Genomic DNA, 20874 nt, shown 5'->3' on the forward strand with positions numbered 1-20874 from the left:
CTTACGGCTTACGGCTTACGGCTTACGGCTTACGGCTTACGGCTTACGGCTCCGGACGAAGTCCGGGAAGGGGTTGACGAGGAGGAGGGTAATCAGTAACATACGCCCCGTATTCGAGAGATACGGGGCCTTAGCTCAGCTGGGAGAGCGCGACACTGGCAGTGTCGAGGTCAGCGGTTCGATCCCGCTAGGCTCCACCATTATCTCGCATCGAAGATGTTGCGTCCCATTCGTCTAGTGGTCCAGGACACCGCCCTTTCACGGCGGTAACAGGGGTTCGAACCCCCTATGGGACGCCACCTCGTTCCGCTACACCTCCCTCGTGCTTTTCCTGATCTGCCGGCCAGCTCGCTCGCCTGGCGTTTTGTCGTGTCCGCCTGGCCCGTCGCGTCGGCGCCGGCATTCTGGGCGATATCGGCTTGACATCCCCCTTGACTTGTCCACGTTCCCGCGTCTATCGGGTTGACCTGTGTACAGTCCCGCCCTGAACCCGCATGGCTGCAGGCCTTCAGATAAAATTCTTTTATTTCAACATCTTACATTAGGTTAAAAATTGATCAATCTAAGCCGGTCCCGCTTCTCATGGCGATTCTGCGACCTTTTCGAGAGGTTTTGAACAGGGTTATCCACAGAATGTGTGGAAAACGGGAGGCGCGGAGCGAAGGAGGGGAACGATAATAAAGTCAACCCGAATGAATGAAGGTTCTAGTGCTCCGATGCTGAGCCGCCGGCGTGGCCCGCACATGCAAAAGGCCACCCAAGGGCGGCCTTGCGGAAGCAGCTGTGAGTGCTGCAGTTGGCTTAGCGGGTGGGGTAGTCGCGCTGGTCGTGGCCGATGTAGAGCTGGCGCGGACGTCCAATCTTGTAGCTGTCGCTGAGCATCTCGTTCCAGTGGGAGATCCAGCCGATGGTACGGGACACGGCGAAGATCACCGTGAACATGTTCTTGGGGATGCCCATGGCCTTGAGGATGATGCCGGAGTAGAAGTCGACGTTCGGGTAGAGCTTACGCTCGATGAAGTATTCATCCTCCAGGGCGATCTGCTCCAGGCGCTTGGCGATCTTCAGCTGCGGGTCGTCGGCCAGGCCCAGTTCGGCCAGCACCTCGTCGCAGGTCTCCTTCATCACCTTGGCGCGGGGGTCGAAGTTGCGATAGACCCGGTGCCCGAAGCCCATCAGCTTGAACGGGTCGTCCTTGTCCTTGGCCCTGTCGACGAAGCGCTGGATGTTCTCCTCGGAGTCGTCGCCGATCTCGTCGAGCATGTTCAGCACCGCCTCGTTGGCGCCGCCGTGGGCCGGGCCCCACAGGGCCGCGATGCCGGCGCTGATGCAGGCGAAGGGGTTGGCGCCGGTGGAGCCCGCCAGGCGCACCGTGGAGGTGGAGGCGTTCTGCTCGTGGTCCGCGTGCAGCATGAAGATGCGGTCCATGGCCTTGGCGTAGACCGGGTTGATCCGGTACTCCTCGCACGGGTTGCTGAACATCATGTAGAGGAAGTTCTCTGCATAGCTCAGGTCGTTGCGCGGGTAGTTGAACGGCTGGCCGATATTGTACTTGTAGGACATCGCGGCGATGGTCGGCATCTTGGCGATCAGGCGGATGGCGCTGATCTCGCGGTCCTCCTGCACGTTGATGTCCAGGTGGTCGTGGTAGAAGGCGGCCAGGCCGCCGACCACGCCGCACAGGATCGACATCGGGTGGGCGTCACGGCGGAAGCCCTTGAAGAAGTTGTTGATCTGGTCGTGGACCATGGTGTGGTTGCTGATTCGCGACTCGAAGTCGGCGTACTGGGCATCGTCGGGCAGTTCGCCGAACATCAGCAGGTAACACAGCTCGACGAAGTTGGACTCCTTCGCCAGCTGGTCGATCGGGTAGCCGCGGTGCAGCAGCACCCCCTTGCCGCCATCGATATAGGTGATCGCCGACTGGCAGGAGGAGGTCGCCATGAAGCCGGGGTCGTAGGTGAAGAGGCCTTCGGCACCGAGGCCGCGCACGTCGATGACGTCAGGGCCCAGGGTGCCGGAGTAGATCGGCAGGTCGATCGGCTTTTCCAGACCGTCTACCGTCAATGTCGCTTTCCTGTCAGCCATGCTGGCCTCCTCTCGAGTTCCTGGTGGGACGATAAGTCGCTAGTTCGCAGATGGTGCCGGCGAAAAGGTTTGCCCACTATAGAAGCGTGCCAGCGATTGTCAATTCCACCATCGGGCGGGCATCATTGTACATTTATCCTTTTTATGAACTATTTTTGTACATAAAATGGTGCTCCGCATCATTTGGGGGCGTAACCGCTCCGGTCAACGCCTCTGGATGTCTCGGCAAGCGCCGTCAGCGCCGAGATATCGGCCTTCCACCATGGTCGAGTGCCCTCTGTGTCCATTTGTCATGGCAGGCCGATGTCCCTATAATCTTAGCGCGCGACTGGCAGGAACCGGTGGTCGTGTCCAACTCGGCCACGACCGTGTCCCTTCCCGAAACCACCGCCCGCTCGGGCCCTGTCCGACGACCTCACAGCGGGCCAAGAGAGTGTGTAGAGCCGTGAATAGCAAACGACCCGTAAATCTGGATCTGTCCACGATACAGTTTCCCCTCCCCGCCCTGACGTCGATCGCTCATCGCATCACCGGCGTCATTCTCTTCATCGGCCTGATCTTCGCCTTCTGGGCGCTTGACACGTCACTCTCCTCGCCGGCCGGCTTCGCGGCTGTGAGTGACGCCCTGGCCCACAACCTCCTGGCCAAGCTGATTGCCTGGGGGCTGCTGTCGGCCCTGGCCTTCCACTTCGTGGCCGGTATCAAGCACCTGCTGATGGACATGGATATCGGCGTGACCCTCGAGGGGGGCGTCAAGAAGGCGCAGATCACCGTGGTAGTGAGCGCGGTCCTGATCATTCTGGCTGGAGTCTGGGTATGGTAACCAACATCACGAACCTCGGGCGCAGTGGTCTTTCCGACTGGCTGCTGCAGCGCGTCTCTGCCGTCATCCTGGCGCTCTACACTCTCTTCATCGTCGGCTTCCTGCTGCTCAGTCCCGGCCTGGACTACGCGGCCTGGAGCGGCCTCTTCTCCCAGACCTGGATGCGCATCTTCTCGCTGCTGGCCTTCGTGTCGCTGGCGGCCCACGCCTGGGTGGGCCTGTGGACCGTGACCACTGACTACCTCAAGTCGACCGGCGTTCGCGTCGCCGTCCAGCTCATCATCATCCTGGCCATCTTCGTGTTCCTGGTCTGGGGCATCACCGTTCTGTGGGGAGCCTGATTCATGTCCACCATGCGTAGCCTGTCTTTCGACGCCATCATCATCGGCGGGGGCGGTGCCGGTCTGCGGGCCGCTCTCGAACTGGCCAAGTCCGGCAAAAAGACCGCCGTACTGTCCAAGGTCTTCCCGACTCGTTCGCACACCGTGTCCGCCCAGGGCGGCATCACCTGCGCCATCGCCTCCGCGGATCCCGACGACGACTGGCGCTGGCACATGTACGACACCGTCAAGGGCGGCGACTACATCGCCGATCAGGACGCCTCCGAGTACATGTGCTCCGAGGGCCCCAAGGCGGTGTTCGAGCTCGAGCACATGGGCCTGCCATTTTCCCGCTTCGATAACGGCCGCATCTACCAGCGCCCGTTCGGCGGCCAGTCCAAGGACTTCGGCAAGGGCGGCCAGGCCGCGCGGACCTGCGCCGCGGCCGACCGTACCGGTCACGCCCTGCTGCACACGCTCTATCAGAACAACCTGAAGAACAACACCACCTTCCTCAACGAGTGGTACGCCGTCGACCTGGTCAAGAACGCCAACGGCGACGTGGTGGGCTGCATCGCCATGGACATCGAGACCGGCGAAGTGGTGCACGTGAAGTCCAAGGCCACCGTCATGGCCACCGGCGGGGCGGGTCGCATCTTCGCCTCCACCACCAACGCCCTGATCAACACCGGTGACGGCATCGGCATGGCGCTGCGCGCCGGCTTCCCGATGCAGGACATGGAGATGTGGCAGTTCCACCCGACCGGCATCTACGGCGCGGGCACTCTGGTGACCGAGGGCTGCCGCGGCGAGGGTGGCTACCTGATCAACAAGGACGGCGAGCGCTTCATGGAGCGTTACGCGCCCAACGCCAAGGACCTGGCCGGCCGCGACGTGGTCGCGCGCTCCATGGTCATGGAGATCCTCGAGGGCCGCGGCTGCGGCGAGAAGGGTGACCATGTCTTCCTCAAGCTGGATCACCTGGGCGAGGACGTCCTCGGCAAGCGCCTGCCCGGTATCGTCGAGCTCTCCAAGACCTTTGCTCACGTGGACCCGGCCAAGGAGCCGATCCCGGTCGTTCCAACTTGCCACTACATGATGGGCGGGATCCCGACCAACGTGCACGGCCAGGCGATCATGCAGGACGCCGACGGCAACGACCAGATCGTCAATGGCCTGTTCGCCTGCGGCGAGGCAGCCTGTGTGTCGGTCCACGGCGCCAACCGCCTGGGCGGCAACTCGCTGCTCGACCTGGTGGTGTTCGGCCGCGCGGCCGGCATGTTCATCGAGGGCGCGCTCAACGAGGGCATCGAGTATCTCGACGCCTCCGAGTCGGATGTCGAGTCCGCCATGAAGCGCATCACGCGCTGGAACGAGTCCGAGAATGGCGAGACCGTTCCCGAGCTCAAGCGTGAGCTGCAGGACATCATGCAGACCTCCTTCGGCGTGTTCCGTGAAGAGAAGAACATGGTCGAGGGCGTCAAGCGCCTGGAGGAGCTGCGCAAGCGCATCGCCAACGCCTACCTGCCGGACAAGTCCAACACCTTCAACACCGCGCGTGTCGAGGCCCTGGAGCTGGATAACCTGATGGAAGTGGCCGAGGCCACCGCCATCGCGGCCCTGGAGCGCAAGGAGAGCCGTGGCGCCCACTCCCGCTACGACTACCCGGACCGCGACGACGTCAACTGGCTGAAGCACTCGCTCTACTTCCCGGCCGAGAAACGACTGGGCAAGCGCGATGTGAACTTCGCACCCAAGACCGTCGACATGTTCGAGCCGAAAGTCCGCACCTACTAAGGGGGAGTCACGATGTCCAAGCTTCAGGTATCCCTGTACCGCTACAACCCGGAAACCGACTCCGCGCCCTATATGCAGGAGTTTCAGGTCGACACCCAGGGCCGCGACCTGATGGTGCTCGACGTCCTGCACCTGGCCAAGGAGCAGGATAACGGCCTGGCCTATCGCCGCAGCTGCCGCGAAGGCGTATGCGGGTCCGACGGCATGAACATGAACGGCAAGAACGGCCTGGCCTGCATCACCCCGCTCTCCGAGGTGGTCAAGGGCAACAAGCTGACCCTGCGCCCGCTGCCGGGCCTGCCGGTGATCCGTGACCTGGTGGTCGACATGGGGCTGTTCTATCAGCAGTACGAGCGCATCCAGCCGTACCTGCAGAACGACGAGCCGGCGCCGGCCATCGAGCGCCTGCAGTCGCCGGAAGAGCGTGACAAGCTCGACGGTCTTTACGAGTGCATCCTGTGTGCCTGCTGCTCGACCGCCTGCCCGTCGTTCTGGTGGAACCCGGACAAGTTCGTCGGTCCGGCCGGCCTGCTGCAGTCCTACCGGTTCCTGGCGGACTCCCGTGACACTGCCACCCGCGACCGCCTGGAGGAGCTCGAGGACCCATTTTCCGTGTTCCGTTGCCGCGGGATCATGAACTGCGTTGCAGTCTGCCCGAAGGGGCTCAACCCGACACGGGCGATCGGCAAGATTCGCGACATGCTGCTGGCCAATGCCACTTAAATCGTGGCGTCCAGCTTGTTATCATGGCCACCACTCTCGGACTGCGGCGAGACGTCGCAGGCGAGTCCGGTTCGGATCGTGATGTTGAGAGCCGGTGCCCTGGGCACCGGCTCTTGACCATGGAATTCAGGGTGCCCTCCCTTCGTCAGGGCATCACCGATGCCGATGCGGTCGATTCGCGTCGGTGCCGATACCACCCCATCAGTGCAGGGTGACCAAGAGATGCAACAAGGCATAATGGAGTTGATGTGGCGCTCCTCCCACGTGAGTGGCGGCAATGCCCACTATGTGGAAGCGCTCTACGAACAGTACCTCGATGATCCCTCCGCCGTTCCCGATGAATGGCGCCAGTATTTCGACCAGTTGCCGCGACCCGAGGGTGGGGCCAGTCACGATGTTCCGCTCGAGCCGATTCGCGAGCAGTTCTACCAGATGGGCCGCCATCGGCGTACTGGCCAGGTCGTTGCCGACAGCGGCGAGAACAAGAAGCAGGTCAAGGTTCTCCAGCTGATCAACGCCTATCGCTTCCGCGGGCATCAGAAGGCCGACATCGACCCGCTCGGCCTGCGCAGCCCCACTCCCGTCCCCGATCTTGATCTCTCCTTCCATCAGCTCTCGAAATCCGACCTGGACACCGAGTTCCAGACCGGTTCCTTTTTCCTGGGCATGGACAAGGCGCCGCTCAAGGAGATCGTCAGCGCCCTGGAAAAGACCTACTGCCGCTCCATCGGCTGCGAGATCATGCACATCGTCGACACCGAAGAGAAGCGCTGGCTGCAGCAGCGCTTCGAATCGGTGCGCTCGGCACCCAAGTTCAGCCCGGAGGTGCGCAAGCACGTGCTGGAGCGGCTGACGGCCGCCGAGGGGCTGGAGAGCTATCTGGCTTCCAAGTTCCCGGGAACCAAGCGCTTCGGCCTGGAGGGTGGTGAGGCCTTCATTCCGATGATGGACGAGCTGATCCAGCGCGCCGGCGGCTATGGCACCAAGGAAGTGGTGATCGGCATGGCCCACCGTGGCCGGCTCAACCTGCTGGTCAACATCCTCGGCAAGAACCCCTCGGACCTCATCGACGAGTTCGACGGCAAGAAGGTCATCGAGCGCGGCTCGGGTGACGTCAAGTACCACCAGGGCTTCAGCTCCAACGTCATGACGCCGGGCGGCGAGGTGCACCTGGCGCTGTCGTTCAACCCGTCTCACCTGGAGATCGTTGCCCCGGTGGTCGAGGGGTCAGTGCGGGCCCGCCAGGACCGTCGCGACGATCCGGTCGGCAACAAGGTGCTGCCGATCAACGTCCACGGCGACGCGGCCTTCGCCGGCCAGGGCGTGGTCATGGAGACCTTCCAGATGTCCCAGACCCGTGCCTACAAGACCGGCGGCACGGTGCACATCGTCATCAACAACCAGGTGGGTTTCACTACCTCCCATCCGGAAGACTCGCGTTCCACCGAGTACTGCACCGACATTGCCAAGATGGTCCAGGCGCCCATCTTCCACGTCAACGGCGACGACCCCGATGCCGTCTTGCATGTTACCCAGGTGGCCCTGGACTATCGCCAGCAGTTCAATCGCGACGTGGTCATCGACCTGGTGTGCTACCGCCGCCGCGGCCACAATGAGGCCGACGAGCCTTCCGGCACTCAGCCGATGATGTACAGCAAGATCAGGGAACATCCATCATCGCGGGCCCGCTACATCGAGCGGCTGATCCGCCAGGGGCTGCTCAGCGACGACGACGCCAAGGCGATGATGGAGAAGTACCGGGACGATCTGATGGCCGGCAATCACGTGGCCAACGCCCTGGTGCAAGAGCCCAACACCTCGCTGTTCGTCGACTGGACGCCCTACCTGGGCCACGAGTGGACCGGCCATGCCGATACCACCGTGGAGATGAAGCGCCTTCAGCGTCTCGCCGGCAAGATGTGCGAGATCCCCGATGGGGTCGAGGTGCAGCGCCAGGTCGCCAAGATCTACGACGACCGGCGCAAGATGCAGGCCGGCGGCCTGGCCGCCAACTGGGGCTTTGCCGAGACCCTGGCCTACGCCACCCTGGTTGATGAGGGGCACCCGGTGCGCATCACCGGCCAGGACGTCGGGCGCGGCACCTTCTCCCACCGCCATGCGGTGGTGCACAACCAGAAGGATGGCACTGCCTATGTGCCGCTCCAGCACATGGCCGATGGTCAGCCGCGTTTCACCATCCACGACTCCTTCCTCTCGGAAGAGGCGGTGCTGGCCTTCGAGTACGGCTACGCGACGACCATGCCCAACGCCCTGATCGTCTGGGAAGCCCAGTTCGGCGACTTCTTCAACGGTGCCCAGGTGGTGGTCGACCAGTTCATTTCTTCCGGCGAGACCAAGTGGGAGCGCCTGTGCGGCTTGACCATGCTGCTGCCCCACGGCTACGAGGGGCAGGGCCCGGAGCACTCCTCTGCGCGACTCGAGCGTTTCCTGCAGATGTGTGCCGAGCACAACATGCAGGTCTGCGTGCCGACCACCCCGGCGCAGATCTTCCACCTGCTGCGCCGTCAGGTGATCCGGCCGCTGAGAAAGCCGCTGGTGGTGATGTCGCCCAAGAGTCTGCTGCGTCACAAGTCGGCGACCTCGACCCTCGAGGAACTGGCCGATGGCGGCTTCCAGATGGTGCTGCCCGACCAGGGCAAGCTTGAGACCGGCAAGGTCGAACGCATCATCCTCTGCGCCGGCAAGGTCTATTATGACCTGGCCAACTGGCGCGAGGAGAATGCCCGCGACGACGTGGCGATCCTGCGCATCGAGCAGCTCTACCCCTTTCCCAAGGAGGAGCTGCTGGCGGCCATCAAGGACTACACCAAGGTCACCGACGTGGTGTGGTGCCAGGAGGAGCCGCTCAACCAGGGCGCCTGGTATTCGAGCCAGCACCATATGCGAGCCGTAGCCGACATGCTGCGTGACGGCCTGGGCGGTAAGCTCAAGTTCGCCGGTCGCCCGGCGTCCGCGGCACCCGCGGCGGGCTACATGTCCGTGCATACCGAACAGCAGCGCCAGCTGGTGGAAGACGCCTTCAACCTCTGAGGCGCCCACCGGGACGAGAGAGAACAGACAAGGGAAACGACATGGCTACCGATATCAAGGCACCCACCTTTCCGGAATCCGTTGCCGAGGGCAGCGTGGCAGCCTGGCACAAGAAGCCCGGCGACAGCGTCGAGCGTGACGAGCTGATTGTCGAGATCGAGACCGATAAGGTCGTGCTCGAGGTCGTGGCCCCCGAAGCCGGCACCCTCAGCGAGGTGCTGGTGGAAGAGGGCGACACCGTGGAATCCGAGCAGGTGCTGGGCAAGATCGGCGAGGGCAAGGCCGAGGGGGGCGAGAAGGCGGAGGCCAAGAAGGCCGATGCCAAGGCGGAGACGAAGGGCGACGCCAAGGCCAAACCGGCGGCCGGTGGCAAGACCCACGAGGTCAAGGCGCCGACCTTCCCCGAGTCGGTGCAGGAAGGTACCGTCGCCAGCTGGAACAAGCAGGTTGGTGAGGCGGTCAAGCGCGACGAGGTGCTGGTCGAGATCGAGACCGACAAGGTCGTGCTCGAGGTCGTTGCCCCGGCCGACGGTGCACTGGCTGAGATCAAGGTCGAGGAAGGTAGCCAGGTGACCTCCGAACAGCTACTGGCGACCTTCACAGAAGGTGCCGGTGGCGCTGCCGCGCCCAGCGAGGAGAAGGCCCCGGCCTCCGCCGACGACGGCGCGAGCGACGAGAAGGTGGGGGACAAGATCCTCGCCCCGGCGGCGCGCAAGCTGGTCGCCGAGCATGACCTTGATGTCAATGCCATCGAGGGCACCGGCAAGGGCGGGCGCATCCTCAAGGAGGACGTGCAGCGGGCGGTGAAGGAGGGCTCTGCCAAGAAGTCCGCCAAGCCGGCCGGCGGCGCCAAGGTCGCCGCAGCCCCGGCCCCGGCCGTGGAGGGCGCGCGTCCCGAGAAGCGCGTGCCGATGAGCCGCTTGCGCCAGACCATTGCCAAGCGTCTGGTTCAGGCCCAGCAGACCGCCGCCATGCTCACCACCTACAACGAGGTGGACATGGGGGCGGTGATGGACCTGCGGGCCCAGTACAAGGACACCTTCCTCAAGGCCCACGACGTCAAGCTCGGCTTCATGGGCTTCTTCGTCAAGGCCGCCTCCGAGGCCCTCAAGCGCTTCCCTGACGTCAACGCCTCCATTGATGGCACCGATATCGTCTACCACGGCTACCAGGACATCGGCGTGGCGGTTTCCACCGACCGCGGCCTGGTCGTCCCGGTGCTGCGTGACACCGACAGCATGAAGATCGCCGACGTCGAGAAGGGCATCGTCGACTTCGGCAAGCGGGCCCGTGACGGCAAGCTCGGCATCGACGAGATGCAGGGTGGCACCTTCACCATCACCAATGGCGGCATCTTTGGTTCGCTGATGTCCACGCCGATCCTCAATCCGCCGCAGACCGCGATCCTGGGCATGCACAAGATCCAGGAGCGCCCGATGGCGGTGAACGGCAAGGTCGAGATTCGTCCGATGATGTACCTGGCGGTCTCCTACGACCACCGCATGATCGACGGCAAGGATGCGGTCCAGTTCCTGGTCACCATGAAGGAGCTGCTCGAGGATCCGTCACGCCTGCTGCTGGATATCTGAGCCGCGGGACCCACTACGTTCTTCAGCGACAAGCAACGAAGGAGCCAACATGGCTGACAAGTTTGATGTGATCGTGATCGGTGCGGGCCCCGGCGGCTACGTTTCCGCTATCCGCGCTGCCCAGATGGGGCTGAAGGCCGCTATCGTCGAGAAGTGGATCAGCGAGGACGGTAAGCCCGTCTTCGGTGGCACCTGCCTGAACGTCGGCTGCATTCCGTCCAAGGCGTTGCTCGAGGCCTCCCACAAGTTCGTCGAGGCCAAGCACGACTTCGACGACATGGGCATCCAGGCGGGCGACGTCAGCATGGACGTCAAGAAGATGATGGCCCGCAAGGACACGATCGTGAAGAACCTGACCGGTGGTGTTGCCGGTCTGCTCAAGGGAAACGGTGTCACGGCCATCCAGGGCACCGGCAAGGTGGTCTCCTCCAAGCAGGTCGAGGTGACCGACAAGGACGGCAAGGCGACGACTTATGACGCCGACAACATCGTCGTGGCGGCCGGCTCCGTGCCGGTGGAGATTCCGCCGACCCCGCTGAAGGAAGGCATGGTGGTCGACTCCACCGGTGCCCTGGAACTCCAGGAGACACCCAAGCGCCTGGGCGTGATTGGTGCCGGCATCATCGGTCTGGAGCTCGGCAGCGTGTGGAACCGCCTGGGCAGCGAGGTCACCGTACTCGAGGCAATGGACGACTTCCTGCCGATGGTCGATGGTGCCATCGCCAAGGAGACTCAGAAGCTGCTCAAGAAGCAGGGCCTGGACATCAAGCTGGGTGCGCGGGTCACCGGCTCCGAGATCAAGGGCGAAGAAGTCGTGGTCAAGTACACTGACGCCAAGGGCGAGCAGGAGGCCACTTTCGACAAATTGATCGTCTGCGTCGGTCGTAAGCCCTATACCCAGGGCGTGATCGCCGAGGGCGTGGGTATCGAGACCGACGAGCGCGGCTTCATCCACGTCGACGATCAGTGCCGTACCAACGTGCCGAGCGTCTACGCCATCGGCGACTGCGTGCGGGGCCCGATGCTGGCCCACAAGGCCTCGGAAGAGGGTGTGATGGTCGCCGACATCCTCGCCGGCCACAAGGCCGAGATGAACTATGACGCCATCCCCAGCGTCATCTATACCTTCCCGGAAGTGGCCTGGGTGGGCCTGACCGAGCAGGAGGCCAAGGCCAAGGGCATCAAGGTGAAAACGGGGTCCTTCCCGTTCGCCGCCAGCGGCCGCGCCATGGCCAATAACGCCACCGAGGGGCAGGCCAAGATCATCGCCGATGCCGAGACCGATCGCGTGCTGGGCATGCACATCGTCGGTCAGCATGCCGGCGAGATGATCGCCCAGGGCGTGATTGCCCTGGAGTTCGGCTCCAGTGCCGAGGACCTGGCCCTGACCTGCTACGCCCACCCGACCATGTCGGAAGCCGTGCATGAGGCGGCCCTGGCGGTGGAGGGCCATGCTATCCACATGGTCAACCGCAAGAAGAAGTAAGGACAACAAGCGCCACCGTCAGGTGGCGCATCGCTTCCGGCCAAGTATCGGAGGCGAACGGTGGTGACACGGCGACCGCGGCCCAGAGGCCGCGAGCCGGGTCATCGTTCGAGTCACATGCAACCAATGGCATGAATCGATGAACCTTCACGAGTATCAGAGCAAGCAGCTGTTTGCCGACTATGGGCTGCCGGTCTCCAAGGGCTTCGCCGTCGACACCCCGGAAGAGGCTGCGGAAGCCTGCAAGAAGATCGGTGGCGACAAGTGGGTGGTCAAGGCCCAGGTCCACGCCGGCGGGCGCGGCAAGGCCGGTGGCGTCAAGCTGATCAAGAGCCCGGAGGAGGCCCAGGCCTTCGCCGAATCCTGGCTGGGCAAGAACCTGGTGACCTTCCAGACCGACGAGAACGGTCAGCCGGTCACCAAGATCCTGGTCGAGACCCTCACCGACATCGCCAATGAGCTCTACCTGGGGGCCGTCGTCGATCGTGGCACCCGTCGCGTGGTTTTCATGGCCTCTACCGAGGGTGGCGTGGAGATCGAGAAGGTCGCGGAAGAGACCCCAGAGAAGATCCTCAAGGCCGAGATCGACCCGCTTGTCGGCGCGCAGCCGTACCAGGCGCGCGAGCTGGCCTTCGCCCTGGGTCTCTCCGGCAGCCAGGTGAAGCAGTTCACCAAGATCTTCCTGGGCCTGTCCAAGCTGTTCCACGACAAGGATCTGGCGCTGCTCGAGATCAACCCGCTGGTGGTGACCAACGAGGGCAACCTCCACTGCCTCGACGCCAAGATCGGCCTGGACGGCAATGCCCTCTATCGCCACCCGGATCTGCAGGCCATGCGCGACCCGTCCCAGGAAGACGAGCGCGAGGCCGAGGCGGCCGCCTGGGAACTCAACTACGTGGCCCTGGAAGGCAACATCGGCTGCATGGTCAACGGCGCCGGCCTGGCCATGGGCACCATGGACATCATCAAGCTCAATGGCGGCCAGCCGGCCAACTTCCTTGACGTGGGCGGCGGTGCCACCAAGGAGCGCGTGGCCGAGGCCTTCAAGCTCATCCTCTCCGACGATTCCGTGAAGGCCGTGCTGGTCAACATCTTCGGCGGCATCGTGCGTTGCGACATGATCGCCGAGGGCATCATCGGTGCCGTCGAGCAGGTCGGTGTCAACGTGCCGGTGGTGGTGCGTCTGGAAGGTAACAACGCCGAGCTGGGTGCCGAGAAACTGGCGTCCAGCGGTCTGAACATCATCGCTGCTACCAGTCTGACCGACGCGGCTCAGCAGGTCGTCAAGGCAGCGGAGGGCAAGTAATGAGCATCCTGATCGACAAGAACACCAAGGTCATCTGCCAGGGCTTTACCGGCGGACAGGGGACCTTCCACTCCGAGCAGGCGATCGCCTACGGCACCCAGATGGTCGGCGGTGTGACCCCGGGCAAGGGTGGCCAGGAGCACCTGGGCCTGCCGGTGTTCAACACTGTCAAGGAAGCCGTGGCCGAGACCGGTGCCGAGGCCAGCGTGATCTACGTGCCGGCCCCGTTCTGCAAGGACTCCATCCTGGAAGCCGCCAACGCCGGCATCAAGCTGATCGTCTGCATCACCGAGGGCATCCCGACCCTGGACATGCTCGACGTCAAGGTGAAGTGCGACGAGCTGGGTGTGCGCCTGATCGGCCCGAACTGCCCGGGCGTGATCACGCCCGGCGAGAGCAAGATCGGCATCATGCCGGGCCATATCCACAAGCCGGGCAAGGTCGGCATCGTGTCGCGCTCCGGCACCCTGACCTATGAAGCCGTCAAGCAGACCACCGACCACGGCTTTGGCCAGTCCACCTGTGTGGGCATCGGCGGTGACCCGATCCCGGGCTCCAATTTCATCGACATCCTCGAGCAGTTCGAGAAGGATCCGGCGACCGAGGCGATCGTGATGATCGGCGAGATCGGCGGTACCGCCGAGGAAGAGGCCGCGGCCTACATCAAGGCCAACGTCTCCAAGCCGGTGGTCTCCTACATCGCCGGCGTCACCGCGCCTCCCGGCAAGCGGATGGGCCATGCCGGCGCCATCATTGCCGGCGGCAAGGGCACCGCGGACGAGAAGTTCGGTGCTCTGGAGGCCGCAGGCGTGAAGACCGTGCGTTCGCTGGCCGAGATCGGCGACGCGCTGAAGGCAGCGACCGGCTGGTAAATCAGTGCGTTCGCTGTCTCAGGCACGACGAAACGGGCACCCCCTAGGGGTGCCCTTTTCGTCGGCCGCCGCTCAGGAAGCCCCGGGCCGTGCAAGCCAGCCGGCGGCCAGCCAGAGGAAAACCGGGGCACCGGCGGCCAGGTAAAGGTGGTAGGACACCAGGCGCCAGACCAGCACCGCGGCGGCGGCCTGCTCGCGTTCCATCAGCGGTAGCAGCAGCCCGCCGACCCCCAGCTCGGCCGCACCAGCGCCGCCGGGCAGAAAGCTGAACTGGCTCGCCGCCATGGCCATCATCTGGGTCAGGAAGGTCCATAACCAGTCGGCGTTCCCCCCAGCTCCCAGCACCGCCAAATAGAGGAGACTGTAACGCAGCAGCCAATGCGCCGTGGTGAGCATCAGCATCGCCAGTAGTGTAGCGACGGGGAGACGCAGGGTGGCCTGCAATGCATGCCGACACTTCAGCAGGCGGCGGACAAGCCAGCGGCGCCGATACCCGCTCAGCCAGCATGCTCCCGGTGATGGGGTGTAGCGTAAGAGCCGTGGCAGGCAGCCCATCGCCAGCGTAAAGCCAACGGCCACCAGGGCCAGCGCTGCCAGGGCGATCTGGATCAGCGCCTGGTGGGGCCACTGGGTCTCGCCCAGCAGGGAGTAGGTCACCAGTCCCGACAGCATGCAGAGAAAAAACAGCAGGTCGCAGCCCTGGTCGAGCAGGAAGATGGCAGTCCCCCTGGAGGCCGGTAAACCACGCTGAGCCAATAGTACCAGCAGCGTGGCCGGGCCACCGCTGCCTCCTGGCGTGGCACATAGAGCGAACTTCGACGCCAGTTCGATGCCCAGCGCTCCACGCTGCCCCAGTTGGCCGGCTCGCCCATCCAGCATCAAGCGCAGCCTGGCGGCGTTGAGGTTCCAGCACAAGAATGCCATCAGCAGCATAAGGGCGATTACATCCAGCGGGAACCGCTTGACTGCGCCCAGGGCCTCGGTCCCACCCAGCCAGGCGGTGACTACCAGGGGCGCGATGAGGGCCATCACGATCAGCAGGCCGTGCAGTGGTCGCCACCGCGGCAATGGCCAACGACGGTCAGCCCTTCTGGGGGATAGCATGGCGCTCGCCGCCGTGACGAAGTTGCCGATAGTGCCCCAGCAGATCATCGATGACCCGCTCCCAGTCGAAGTGACGCTCCACGTGGCGTCGGGCATGACGACCCATGGCGACAGGGTCATTGAGAAAGAGTTCTTGCACGGCGCGTGCCATGGCGTCGGGGTCGCGTGGGCGGCAGAGTAGGCCCGCCCCCAGCGGTACATACTCCTTCAGGGCTCCCGCCCGAGCCGCTACCACTGGCACGCCGCAGGCCATGGCCTCCTGTGCCACCAGGCCGAAGGTCTCGCGGCTACCGGCGTGCAGCATGGCATCGGCGCTAGCCAGGGCGCAGGCGACCTCGGAGGGAGGGCAGAAACGGGACACAACGCTGACGTTGGCGGGGACTCGGCGAGGCATCCCCGGACCCATCAGTAGCAGGTGGTAGTCTGCTCCTAGCCGCCGCATGACTTCGAGCAGCACGTCGATATGTTTCTCCGGCGAGTGGCGGCCGGCGAATACCAGTAGCCGCTGGTGATCGCCCAGCCCCAGGCGTCGACGCAGGCCGAGGTCACGATGCCGCGGGTGGAAGGTCTTGAGGTCGACGCCGAGTGGTTGCACGCGCACCTGTTCTACGCCCCAGTCGGCCAGTCGCTCAGCCATGGCGGTGCAGGGCGCCAGCACGTTGTCGAAGTGCCCATAGAGGTTGCCTACGTAGCGCTGCAGGCGCTGGCGGACATCGGCCCCGAAGCGATCGCCCATCAGTCTCGGCAGGTCGGAGTGGAAGAAGCCCACCGTGGGCACCCCCAGGGTCTGGCCGGCCTCCACGGCGGCCCAGGCGGTGACATAGGGGTCGCCGGCCTCGATGAGATCAGGGGCCAACGTCATCAGAGCATCACGCCAGGGACGTCGCCTCAGCGGGAATCGGTAGCCCTGGCCCAGTGGAATCCGTGGGGCGGGGAGAGTATGCACCCCGCCGAGCGAGCTGCGCTCGGCGCCGGGGACCAGCAGGCTGGTCCGCAGGCCTGGCCGCGTGGCCAGCACACGATGTTTGGCCTCGAGATAGGTGCGCACTCCGCCGCTGGCCGGCGCGTGGAACATGGTGACGTCAACGATATGCAAGGAGCCCTCCTGGCGCTGGTGTTTCCTGCCAGCCTAGGGCGGCCATGCGACAGTTGTGCGACAGCCTCAACGAGAGACGGTGACCCTCGGGTCGCCGTCCTGCCTCGTGGCCGACACGTTCGACACTCAGCGTGCGGCGATCAGGCAGCGGTCGCGGCCGTTGCGTTTGGCCGCCAGCAGGGCCTGATCGGCGCGCTGCAGGGTGACGAGAGGGCGCTCGCCGATGCGATGTTCGCTGATCCCGGCGCTGAGGGTCACCGAGAGCCTGATCTCGCCACTGATGATCGTGACGGCTGACACCTTCCTGCGCAGCCGTTCGACGATCCCGCGGGCCTCGTCGAGTCGCGTTTCCGCGAGCAGCAGGATGAATTCCTCGCCGCCCCAGCGACCGCAGAGGTCGGGCTCGCGAAGTACCTCGCGCATGGTGTGGGCGATGGCCACCAGCAGCTGGTCGCCGATGTCGTGGCCATGGCGATCGTTGATGGCCTTGAAGTGGTCGATGTCCAGCAGGGCCAGAGTGTAGGGCTGTTTGGCGGCCTCGAGCTGGCGCAGTCGCTCATCGATCAGCCGGCGGTTGGCCAGCTGGGTGAGCGGGTCATGGTTGGAGGCCCGGTGAAGCGCCTGGTTGCGCTCGCGCATCATTGCCTGGTAGCCGTCCGAGATGCGTGACAGCTTCTGCTGGCGACGCAGGGTGCGTTCGTAGCGCTTCTGGGTCACCTGGCGGGCCTCCAGGACCAGCTGCTGGTAGCGGTCGGAAATGCTGATCAGGCGTTCCAGCTGTTGCTGCTGGTTGCGGTACTGTCCGGCAAGGGCCTCCAGGGCCTCGTGGAGCGGGTGTCCGGTATGGGCCGGGTCCTCCAGCAGTTCAGCGACCCGGTCGAGCAGCACCTGTTCGTTCCGGCGGTTCATGCCGGCGCCATGGTCGGGGTGATGGCGAAGGGGTAGCTGCAGTCTTCGCGGAATTCATCCGCCAGTTCGGCGATGCGCTCGTTGCGCGCGTCATAGCACCACTCCACCGACACGTCATGGCCCTGGCCATGGGCTTCCTCCAGCAGGTCGAAGATATCCATCATTGCCTTGACCGAGCTGGTGTTGAGGTAGACCAGGCTCAGGGAGAGGTGCAACGGCTGCGCCTCGTCGTCGAGATAGCGTCGCACCCAGTCGATTACCTGGTCGAAGAGTTCGTAGGAGTTCTCAGGGTAGGAGTCACCCTGCATGGCAAGCCTCCCGGCCTGCCAGCTGCTCTGGATGGCCGGCGTCGACTGGCTGCCGGGAATGTCGAGGTCACGAGTCATGGTGATCATGGTACCCATCAGATGGTGGCGGTGAGGCTAAAGAAACCTTGCCCGTCAGGCAACGCCTGCAGCGATGCCTGCAGGGGGCGAGAGGCCTTGCGGGCCATGTCCAGCAGCCCCAGGCCGGCGCCGCTCTCGCGCTTTGCACCGCGCGGGCAGCGCAGCTGCTGCTTGTAGGCGGCCTTGAGTTCGGCGCGGTCCAGCGGGGCCAGCGCCTCGATCATGCTCACCAGGCGTTCGCCGTCGGCAAGCTCGACCAGGTTGCCGGCCGAGACCTGGTAATGCCCCTCGCCATTCTGGGCGATCGCCACCGTGGCCGAGGCCTGGGTGTCGTCGTAGCCCTGGCGGCGGGCATAGTGGCGGATGTTCTGGGTCATCTCGATGTAGACGGCGAAGACATCCATGGCCGCCGACGGGGTGGCCTGCTGGGTGTCCAGATAGTTGCGCAGTGCCTTGCCGATCTCCTCGATCAGGCTGCGCGAGATGGGGCCGTTGAAGCACAGCATGACCCGGTCGCGCTGGTAGCTCTCACGCATGCTCAGCAAGTCCATGGGCTCTCCTCAGCGGGTGTCTCCCGTCTTCTCGGATGGCTGGGGGGAAGGGGCGTCGTAGGGCGGCGGCTCCAGACGGAAGGCCAGCAGGGTGATGTCGTCACGCTGGGGGAGGTCCCCCTGGTGGGCCCGCAGGGTTTCCTCGTAGGCCGCCATCTGTTCCTCCAATGGCCGGCTGGCCTGGGCCAGCACCATGGCACGGAAGCGGTAGTTGCCGAAGCCGAAGCCGTCGCTGCCGCCCGCCTGATCGAGGAAGCCGTCGCTGCACAAGGTGTAGGTCCAGCCGGGGCGCAGCGGCGCTTGCTGATTCTCGTAGCGGGCCGGCCGGCGATGACCCAGGGCGCGCCGATGGCCGGCCAGGGTTTCCAGGTGCTCGCCGTCGCTGGCATGGAGGTCGATCTTGGCCCCGGCGTAGGTCAGTGTCCCGGCGACCGGATCAACCCACACCAGACCGATGTCCATGCTGGTCGCAATCGAGGCGGGAAGCTGGTCCTGGGGCAGCAGCATGCGGCCCTGGCGGTCGATTTCACCCAGCACGGCCGCCGGGTCGTCGGCGTCCTCATGGGTCAGAGCATGGTCGATGATGGCGCGGGCAAGCATGGTCATCAGGGCGCCCGGAACACCGTGCCCGGCGCAGTCGACGATGCCCAGCAGGTAGCCATGATCGGTGGCGCGGAAGACATAGAAATCACCGCCCACTACGTCGCGTGGCTTCCAGAGGACACCGTAGCGATGGCGCAGGTGCTGCTCGAGGGCGTCGTCGGGCAGGATGGCCTGCTGAATGATGCTGGCGTACTGGATCGAAGCCTCGAGCTGGCGGTGGGCCGACACCATCTGTGCATGGGCCTCCTCCAGTGCCTGAGTGCGCTGGCGGACCTGGCCTTCCAGGTCACGGGTGTAGCCTTCCACCCGGCGTGCCATGTGCGAGAAGCTCCGAGACAGCTCGCCGATTTCGTCGTTTCGGCCGGTGGGTAGCCGCGGGCTATAGTCGCCGCTGGCGATGGCCTGGGCCGAGAAGTTCAGGCGGTGCAGGGGGCGGAGGATCAAGCGATGGGTGGCATAGGCGAAGGCGCCCATCAGGATGGCCAGGATCAGCCCCAGGGCCATCACCATGGGCCAGAACCAGCGGCTGTCGAGGAGCGGATAGGCACTGAGATCCAGGGCCGTGACCATCAGCCACTGCAGCTCGGGAATGTAGCCCAGGGTCAGTAAGCGGGGCTCGTCCTCCAGAGTCGCCGTCAGGGTGACGATTTCGCCGGGACGGCGGGTGGCCTGCTGGATGGAGGAGCGCAGCGCCTCTTGCTCCGCCGCGTCGCCGACCATGGCATGGAGGCCGAGGTCGCCGTCCAGGGTCTGTGAGGCATTGACGGAACTCAGGGTGATCCGCGAGGGGTCGGCATGGGCCTGGAATGCCCCGCGGCTATCGATGATCATCGGCGTGATGCCCGCCGGGGCCGAGCGGATAAAGCGGTCGAGGAAGTCGCTGAGATCGATGCTGCCGCCGGCCAGACCCAGAGGTTCGCTGTCGTCCATGACTTTGATATTGAGCCAGATCATGGTGCGTTCGAGGGTCCGGTCTTCGTTGACGTTGATATTGTAGCTGGCGCTGCTGTCCATGGTGGCGAAGTACCACGCATCCTCTTCGCGCTGCGGCGATAGACGGTAGGCCGGCTGCCTCGCTTCGGCCCGGTCGCCATCGTTGAAGTAGTAGTCACCGCTGGCATGCTCGATGATAAAGAAGGCACCACTGGTAAACTGCTGTCGATAACCCTCCGCCTCGCGGAATAAGCGCTCGCGGCGCTCGGGGTCGTCCGGTGCGCGCAGCCATTCGCGAGTGACGATAGAATTTGCGAAGCGCCGGGAGAGGGCCAATTCCCGAGTCAGGGGAGCCATGATGCGCTGCATCTGCAGCAAGGTGTACTGCTCGGCATAGGCGCTGGCGAAGTGTCGACGCACCTCGTCCACGGCTTTCCAGCCGATCAAGCCGGCCGGGATCAGTGCCAGCAGGCAGGCCAGCAGTAAGAGACCGACCGACTTTCCGCGCAGGCCGAGTAGAGCTGCCATGGCATTCGGGTCTCGAGAGGGGAAGTGATATCCATTCCAGACCTTGCCATAAAGCGTCGCTGGGGGCGATGGTTCGATCCCGGCTCTGTCAACGCAGGGCGATGTACCGATACTGCCGACGCCGCCAATAGGCAAATGTCTTACACGTGAGGGCGGCAGAGACGACTTGAAGACGATGGATGCCGTGCATTCGTGGGCCATCAACGGTCAGGCCCCGGTGGGAGCTCCACCGGGGCCTGATCGCCACTGCGTCATCATGAGGGCAAGCCGATGTCAGTCAGTCGGTCGGCCCACCAGCGAACGGGTCTCCTCGCGGGCCTCGGTCAGCGCCACGCGGATCACGTCGCCGAGCTTGAAGCGCTCCTCACCCTCGATCTGGATGCGGCCCTCCTTGTCGTCGATCGCCACCTTGGTGCGGTCGCTGTGCATCAGGGGGGCCGGGATGAAGGCGGTGGCGCCGTTGGCAGTCAGGCGCACCCGCATGCCGCCGCGGTTGACGGCGATGACCTCGGCTTCGAAGCTCTCCTGGGCCTCGGCGGCCGGGGTCAAGTAGCGCACGTAGAGCCAGTCCTTGACGTCGCGCTCGGCCATGCGGTTCAGCCGGCGGCGCTCAGTGAGCTGCTCGGTGAGCTGCTGGCTGGCCTCGGCCGGGGCCTGCTCGCCCTTCAGGACCCGCTTGATCAGGCGATGGTTGACCATGTCACCGTAC

Annotated in this window: 17 protein-coding genes and 2 tRNA genes; 11 read left to right on the top strand and 8 right to left on the bottom strand. The window is 64.6% G+C overall.

Translation table 11 applies throughout. From position 1 onward, the window contains the following. Positions 1–124 precede the first annotated feature (124 nt). Both RI841_RS04090 and RI841_RS04095 read left to right on the top strand, forming a co-directional pair. Positions 125–200: transfer RNA gene (locus tag RI841_RS04090), tRNA-Ala, on the top strand. Positions 201–223: 23 nt separating this feature from the next. Beyond that, positions 224–299: transfer RNA gene (locus RI841_RS04095), tRNA-Glu, on the top strand. A gap of 502 nt (positions 300–801) precedes the next feature. Here the strand turns inward: RI841_RS04095 and gltA are convergent. Further along, positions 802–2088: a citrate synthase gene (gltA, locus tag RI841_RS04100; protein ID WP_310704304.1), complete on the bottom strand. Its 1287-nt coding sequence runs from the start codon at positions 2086–2088 to the stop codon at positions 802–804. Between the two features lie 445 nt (positions 2089–2533). Here gltA and sdhC point away from each other — a divergent pair, with 445 nt between their 5' ends. The 9 genes from sdhC (at position 2534) to sucD (ending at position 14055) form a co-directional block, all read left to right on the top strand. After that, on the top strand, positions 2534–2911 hold the full coding sequence (sdhC, locus tag RI841_RS04105; protein WP_310704305.1) for a succinate dehydrogenase, cytochrome b556 subunit: 378 nt from the start codon (positions 2534–2536) through the stop codon (positions 2909–2911). After that, positions 2905–3252, top strand: a complete 348-nt coding sequence (gene sdhD, locus RI841_RS04110) for a succinate dehydrogenase, hydrophobic membrane anchor protein (RefSeq protein WP_310704306.1) — start codon at positions 2905–2907, stop codon at positions 3250–3252. The genes sdhC and sdhD overlap by 7 nt, the downstream gene beginning before the upstream one ends. 3 nt (positions 3253–3255) lie before the next feature. Next, positions 3256–5028, top strand: a complete 1773-nt coding sequence (gene sdhA / locus RI841_RS04115) for a succinate dehydrogenase flavoprotein subunit (protein ID WP_310704307.1) — start codon at positions 3256–3258, stop codon at positions 5026–5028. 12 nt (positions 5029–5040) lie between these two features. Further along, the gene (locus RI841_RS04120; RefSeq protein WP_310704308.1) at positions 5041–5751 is read left to right on the top strand and encodes a succinate dehydrogenase iron-sulfur subunit; all 711 of its coding nucleotides are present in this window, start codon (positions 5041–5043) and stop codon (positions 5749–5751) included. A 222-nt stretch (positions 5752–5973) separates the two neighbouring features. Next, positions 5974–8802: a 2-oxoglutarate dehydrogenase E1 component gene (locus tag RI841_RS04125; RefSeq protein WP_310704309.1), complete on the top strand. Its 2829-nt coding sequence runs from the start codon at positions 5974–5976 to the stop codon at positions 8800–8802. A gap of 41 nt (positions 8803–8843) precedes the next feature. Next, the gene (odhB, locus tag RI841_RS04130; RefSeq protein ID WP_310704310.1) at positions 8844–10391 is read left to right on the top strand and encodes a 2-oxoglutarate dehydrogenase complex dihydrolipoyllysine-residue succinyltransferase; all 1548 of its coding nucleotides are present in this window, start codon (positions 8844–8846) and stop codon (positions 10389–10391) included. Positions 10392–10440: 49 nt separating this feature from the next. Then, positions 10441–11877 (top strand): dihydrolipoyl dehydrogenase, encoded by a 1437-nt coding sequence (lpdA, locus tag RI841_RS04135; protein ID WP_310704311.1) that lies wholly within the window; start codon positions 10441–10443, stop codon positions 11875–11877. Positions 11878–12016: 139 nt separating this feature from the next. Next, entirely contained in the window at positions 12017–13183 is a 1167-nt protein-coding gene (sucC, locus tag RI841_RS04140) for an ADP-forming succinate--CoA ligase subunit beta (protein WP_310704312.1), read from the top strand. Continuing rightward, positions 13183–14055, top strand: coding sequence for a succinate--CoA ligase subunit alpha (gene sucD / locus RI841_RS04145; RefSeq protein ID WP_310704313.1), 873 nt, complete (start codon positions 13183–13185; stop codon positions 14053–14055). Before sucC ends, sucD begins: the two co-directional genes overlap by 1 nt. 72 nt (positions 14056–14127) lie before the next feature. On the opposite strand, the gene RI841_RS04150 is transcribed toward sucD, so the two are convergent. From RI841_RS04150 to RI841_RS04180, 7 genes are all read right to left on the bottom strand, one after another. Then, positions 14128–15084, bottom strand: a complete 957-nt coding sequence (locus RI841_RS04150; protein WP_310704314.1) for a lysylphosphatidylglycerol synthase transmembrane domain-containing protein — start codon at positions 15082–15084, stop codon at positions 14128–14130. A gap of 52 nt (positions 15085–15136) precedes the next feature. Then, positions 15137–16255 (bottom strand): glycosyltransferase, encoded by a 1119-nt coding sequence (locus RI841_RS04155; protein WP_310704315.1) that lies wholly within the window; start codon positions 16253–16255, stop codon positions 15137–15139. 126 nt (positions 16256–16381) lie between these two features. Continuing rightward, the gene (gene siaD, locus RI841_RS04160) at positions 16382–17164 is read right to left on the bottom strand and encodes a biofilm regulation diguanylate cyclase SiaD (RefSeq protein ID WP_310704316.1); all 783 of its coding nucleotides are present in this window, start codon (positions 17162–17164) and stop codon (positions 16382–16384) included. Further along, the gene (gene siaC / locus RI841_RS04165; RefSeq protein ID WP_405000910.1) at positions 17161–17559 is read right to left on the bottom strand and encodes a biofilm regulation phosphoprotein SiaC; all 399 of its coding nucleotides are present in this window, start codon (positions 17557–17559) and stop codon (positions 17161–17163) included. The genes siaD and siaC overlap by 4 nt, the downstream gene beginning before the upstream one ends. 8 nt (positions 17560–17567) lie before the next feature. After that, a complete protein-coding gene (siaB, locus tag RI841_RS04170; RefSeq protein ID WP_310704317.1) occupies positions 17568–18101 on the bottom strand; it encodes a biofilm regulation protein kinase SiaB in 534 nt (177 codons plus the stop codon). Positions 18102–18110: 9 nt separating this feature from the next. Then, a complete protein-coding gene (gene siaA / locus RI841_RS04175) occupies positions 18111–20165 on the bottom strand; it encodes a biofilm regulation protein phosphatase SiaA (RefSeq protein WP_310704318.1) in 2055 nt (684 codons plus the stop codon). A 273-nt stretch (positions 20166–20438) separates the two neighbouring features. After that, positions 20439–20874: S1 RNA-binding domain-containing protein (locus RI841_RS04180; RefSeq protein WP_310704319.1), on the bottom strand; the 436-nt coding region annotated here is incomplete at its 5' end.

Source organism: Halomonas sp., from assembly GCF_031581305.1.
Classification (GTDB): domain Bacteria; phylum Pseudomonadota; class Gammaproteobacteria; order Pseudomonadales; family Halomonadaceae; genus Halomonas.